At 66.3% G+C, this 4923-nt stretch carries 4 protein-coding genes and 1 pseudogene; 3 read left to right on the top strand and 2 right to left on the bottom strand.

What is annotated here, in order from left to right; translation table 11 throughout:
* Window positions 1-705, bottom strand: a pseudogene (locus RMO85_RS14565) (hypothetical protein); the annotation flags it as partial.
* 372 nt (window positions 706-1077) lie between these two features.
* Here RMO85_RS14565 and RMO85_RS14560 point away from each other — a divergent pair.
* Window positions 1078-2238 (top strand): ROK family protein, encoded by a 1161-nt coding sequence (locus RMO85_RS14560; RefSeq protein ID WP_310529445.1) that lies wholly within the window; start codon window positions 1078-1080, stop codon window positions 2236-2238.
* A gap of 276 nt (window positions 2239-2514) precedes the next feature.
* On the opposite strand, the gene RMO85_RS14555 is transcribed toward RMO85_RS14560, so the two are convergent.
* The gene (locus tag RMO85_RS14555) at window positions 2515-3285 is read right to left on the bottom strand and encodes a cobalamin-dependent protein (RefSeq protein ID WP_310529444.1); all 771 of its coding nucleotides are present in this window, start codon (window positions 3283-3285) and stop codon (window positions 2515-2517) included.
* Between the two features lie 114 nt (window positions 3286-3399).
* Between RMO85_RS14555 and RMO85_RS14550 the strand changes: the two genes are divergently transcribed.
* Together RMO85_RS14550 and RMO85_RS14545 are read left to right on the top strand one after the other, a co-directional pair.
* A complete protein-coding gene (locus tag RMO85_RS14550; RefSeq protein WP_310529443.1) occupies window positions 3400-4221 on the top strand; it encodes a bacteriorhodopsin-like in 822 nt (273 codons plus the stop codon).
* 121 nt (window positions 4222-4342) lie between these two features.
* Entirely contained in the window at window positions 4343-4600 is a 258-nt protein-coding gene (locus RMO85_RS14545) for a UPF0158 family protein (RefSeq protein WP_310529442.1), read from the top strand.
* The last annotated feature ends 323 nt before the right edge of the window (window positions 4601-4923 follow it).

Genomic DNA, 4923 nt, shown 5'->3' with positions numbered 1-4923 from the left:
GTCGCCGGTCTTGGAATCGGCGATGAAGCCGCCGCTGGCGAACTGCGGTCCGTCGGTGCAGTAGTCCATCAACGAGAGCTTGCCGCCGGTGATGTTGACGCGACGCACCGGGGAGGCCTGCGAGGCGGCCCAGAAGTTGGCGCTGGCCCGGCACCCGTCAAGGCCCACGACGTTGATCGTGAGGTTCGACAGCGAGCGCCAGAAGCTGTCCAGGGCGAAGCAACCTGTCGCGGGTCGGCACCGGTTGTAGACGTCGACATGCCCGTTGATCGTCACGTCCGTGGGATTCCTGCCCAGCCCGGCGACCTCGGTGTAGTAGCCCACCTGAATGATCAGCGGGTTCGACGCGGTGCCGTAGGTGCCCGGCTTGAACAGCAGTGCCCACCGCTGGGTGCCCATCTCGTTGTCGACCTGCTGGTCACGGACGGCATCGACGGCGGCCTGGATCTGGCTGGTCGGCATGCTCGGATCGAAGACCTTCACGTTGGGACCGAACTGGGGCTGGCCGGGTGCCGGCTTCGCAGCGGCGACGGGCGCGGCTGCGGCCTGCGCGGCAGGCGCAGCCTGCGGCGCGGCGAGGGCGGCGGGCGCCACCAGCACGGCGGCCAGTGCCGTGAGACTCAGGAAGGCAAGCAGGCGACGAAGCCGGCGACCAGGGGACGTGGGTGCGCCACCGGGGGTGGCAGAGACGTGCAGCGACACCATGGCTCGGGCCTACCTTCTGGGTCAGAACCGCACCGTGTCGTCAACCGACGGGGCTGGGTCGGGTCACGTCTCTGGAGCGACAGAGAGGATGGGGCGGTGCCTTGAATGTGACGCACATCTCAGGTTCTGTCAAGATTAAGTCAGAATCACACGACGGCCACCTGGCGAGGTGGGGCGCCCGCGTTGGGGCCGCCAGGAGCCAGTGCCGTCGATGACCGCCGGTGGCTGACCCAGGGGGTTCTGTCGAATGTCCGATGGAACTGTCGTTCAGGTCCGTACGCTTCAAGTGTCCCGTCACTGCCACCCCGGCAGGGCAAGCCAGGAGGCATCGTGCAACCGACGAATGGAACCGTTCGCTCAGCGAACCGCTCGATGCTCGTCGACGTCCTGCGCCGGGAGGGTGCCGCCACCCGCGGGCGGTTGATCAGCGCCACAGGACTCTCTCGCGCCACGGTGTCCAGCCTCGTCGTTGAGATGCAGAAGGAGGGACTGCTCTGCGAGACGCGGTATCCAACGGCCACCGGGCAGGGCAGACCTCCGGCGAGGCTTACGCTCGAGCGTTCGGCGGGGCTGGCGATCGGTGTGGACGTCGGGGTGCGTCATATCGCGGTCGCCGTGGGAGACCTGTCGAGGCGCGTTCTGGCAGAGCGGTGGATATCGCTCCCACACGGCCACAGCGCCGACCACGGTGCCCCGACGGTGCTGAGATGCATCCAGGAGACCCTGGACGAAGCCGGTGCGGATCCTCACGGTCTCGTCGGTGCGGCCATCAGCATCGCCGCCCCCGTTGCCCCCGAACGTGGCCAGTTCATGATTCCGGGCGTGCTGCCCGGGTGGAGCGGCCAGCAGCTTGCCAACCTCATCGGGGAACGCTGGGACATTCCGGTTGCGGTGGAGAACGACGCCAACCTCGGCGCGCTGGCCGAGCACACATGGGGGGACCTCCAGGGCGCCACCTCCTTGTTGTACGTGAAGATGGCCAGCAGGCTGGGACTTGGCATCGTGATCGACGGCTCGATCTACCACGGCGCCCAGGGCAGCGCCGGAGAGTTCGGACACATCACCGTGGATCCCGCCGGAGAACTCTGCTGGTGCGGTCGACGGGGCTGCCTCGAGATGTACGTCGGAGGGGAGAGCCTGCTGCGCCAACTCGAACTGCCCGACAGTGCAGCAATGGATCTGCGAGAACTCGTGCTCCGCGCCGAAGACCCCCGGATCGGCGCGGCGATCAACCGAGCCGCGACCGTGCTCGCACAGGGCCTGTCGACGCTCGCGCTCCTGTTCAACCCCTCCGTCATCATCATCGGCGGAGAACTTGCGGTCCTCGGCGACCTTCTCCTGGGTCCCGCACGACAGGCGATGAACAACATCCCGTTCGGGCGTCCGATCCCTGTCAAGACAGCCACCTTGGACGGGCGAGGCTCGGTCGCCGGCGCGCTCGCCCTCGTCCTTTCCGACTCCTCACGATTCACAGACCACGCGGCCACCTCGCCCGCAGTCCGCTCGGCCGGGCGCGGTCTCCCCCACCACTAGAGGCGCGGACTTGAAGTTGGGGACCCCGTTGAGTGCTAACAACTCGATCCTTTCGTCTCCGCCAGCATCGACCTCGGCTCGGATCCGGCGGAGGCGGGCCAACGCTCGACCGAGGACAAGCCACATCCAGGGCAGAGTTGCTGGGAGCCCCTCCGTCATCAGATCCGTGTTGCAACCGTTGTTCTGCAAGATGCGTGTCCTGCCGCGTCGCGGTCTCGGACCTCGGCGGCCCGCGCGGCGGTGACGGATACGGTCAGCTCGGGGTGCGCGTGTCCGTCACGATGCGGCACGGACCGCTGCGAGGAGGTCATCGAGGGTCTGCCCTGGGCCTCCCACGACGACGGGGGTCGCGGACTTGCGGAGCGCCTTCGCGAGCCGCTTCGCAACAGGTGCCGCGTCGCTGTTGGTGACCGACAGCACGGCGACGGTGATGTCATGGGTGGCACAGAAGTCGACAAGCTCTTCCGGGGGCATGTTCGCTCCCAGGTGTTCGACCCGCCAGTTGTCGGCGCGCAGAGCCGCCGCTGCCATCGCCGTTGGCAGGGCGTGCAGGTCACCAGACACGGCGGCGACCATCACGGTCCCGCGCCGACGGCCGCGGGGGGTCGGGGTCAGCTCCCCCACGATCCGTTCGACGATCGCCGACGCGCGGTGCTCGACCCAGATCGAAATCTCTCCATCGTGCCAGGACTGACCGATCTGGCGCAGCGGTGGGCTCAGAACCTCGCCGATGAGGTCCTTGAGCGGGGTCCCGTCCTCGACCAGGCGGCGAGCGATGTGTCGGGCGGTGAGGTCGTCTCCGCTTCTCAGCGCCTCGTGCATGCGTGCAGCCTGGCCCTCGAGGCGTTGCTCGCTCGGCGTGGAGACCGGGGTCGGCCGGGTCCGAAGTCGCACGAACTCTTCGAGGTCCGCACGAGTGACCGAGTACTTCCCGGCCACCATCGTGGCGGGGAGGCGGCCGTTGCGGACCCACCGGTAGGCGGTCTGGTAGTGCACGCCTAGCTCGGCGGCAGCGGCGCGGAGCTCTACCGAGGGCTGGTCGGGCATGGACCGATGTTAGCCCTCCCCCAGTTTGATGACTAATGCATGGTAATTAAGACTAATGAGTGCTAACTTCGATCTCAGCCCCTCTACACCACCATCAGCCTGAAGGAGCCACCCATGGACCTCACCCTGAGTGCGGGTCAGTACGACCTCGTCTACAACGCGTTCTCGTTCGTCATCGCAGCGATGGGCGCGTCCCTGCTGTTCTTCGTGCTCGTTCGAAGTTCGGTGGCCCCGCGCCACCGAATGGCGATCACGCTGTCGACCGTCGTGGTGGGTATCGCGCTCTATCACTACGTACGCATCTTCAACTCCTGGGTCGATGCCTTCACCTACACGGGCGGGGCGTACGTCCAGGACGGCGTTCCCTTCAACGAGGCCTATCGCTACGTCGACTGGATGCTGACAGTCCCCCTGTTGCTGGCCGAGCTCGTGATCGTGCTCAAGCTCGACAAGGGCAAGACCCGCAGCCTGCTCATCCGACTGACGATCGCTGCGCTCGCCATGATCATCGCGGGCTACCCCGGAGAGATGGCGGCGGCCGACAGCACCTCCAAGATCGTGTGGGGCATCCTCGGCACGTTGCCGTTCCTCTACATCGTCTACGTCCTGTTCGTCGAGCTGGGCAACTCCCTGGGACGCCAGGCCCCCGGGGTGACGCGCCTGCTCAGCGCCCTGCGCTGGATCCTGGTCGTGACCTGGACTGTCTACCCCGTCGCCTACTTCCTGCCGGCCGTGATCGACGACCCAGTCGTCGCAGAGCTCGCCCGCCAGGTGGGCTACTCGATAGCAGACGTTCTGGCCAAGCCGCTGTTCGGGCTGCTCGTCCTCGCGATCGCGATCGCGAAGTCTCGAGATGAGGGATACACCGAAGAAGGCGACCCCAGAGCCGTCCAGGCCCGCAACGACGTACCGGCACGGCAGCGCGCTCGTTCCTGACCACCACCTCGCACCTCGGTCCCCGAATCGCCGCACCGGGACCGAGGTGCCTCGCTCCCGGGACTTTCTAGTTTGAGACACGGGCCTGCCCCCGGTTCCGTCGTCCGTGTGGTTTCGGGACATGGCCGACTTCGCCGAGGGCATCAGCGACCGCGAAGTCAGCCAACGCCTGAGCCACGCACTGCGAGGACGAGGACCGTTCAGACGATTCAACAATCAGCTCTATGAGCACCACCTCGAACTGATCTCGGCGTGGCACACCCTGGGTGATGTTCGAGCCCAGCGCCGAGCCGTCGAGTGGCTGCGCGACCACGGGCTCATCGAAGACGCTGCCGATGAGGGGGCCCAGCCCCAGCTTCGTCGTACTCATGCCCATTAGGCGTGCGAGCACTGCCGAGCGAGCCCGAAGTGACCGGTACCAACGGCGCGGACGCCCGGCTGGGCGGCGCCGCAGACCTGTCAATGTGATGCGTAAACGATGAGATCGCATGATTTCCCCAAAGAAAAAGTCCAGGTCAACCTGTGGCTGACCTGGACTTTCTTTGTAGCGGGGGCAGGATTTGAACCTGCGACCTCTGGACGTGATCGGAGGGCCTGCCCCGGACTACTTCAAACTCGGGTTCCCTTGGAAAACCTCGGATTGTCGAGGAGATTCCCCATCGGACGTCCCAAACTGTATCGGAGCGTGTTGGACCCTTTGCC

The organism is Nocardioides sp., from assembly GCF_031422975.1.
Taxonomy (GTDB): domain Bacteria; phylum Actinomycetota; class Actinomycetes; order Propionibacteriales; family Nocardioidaceae; genus Nocardioides.
Note: the sequence above shows the minus strand (reverse complement) of the source record. Positions and strands in the feature narration are given on the sequence as shown.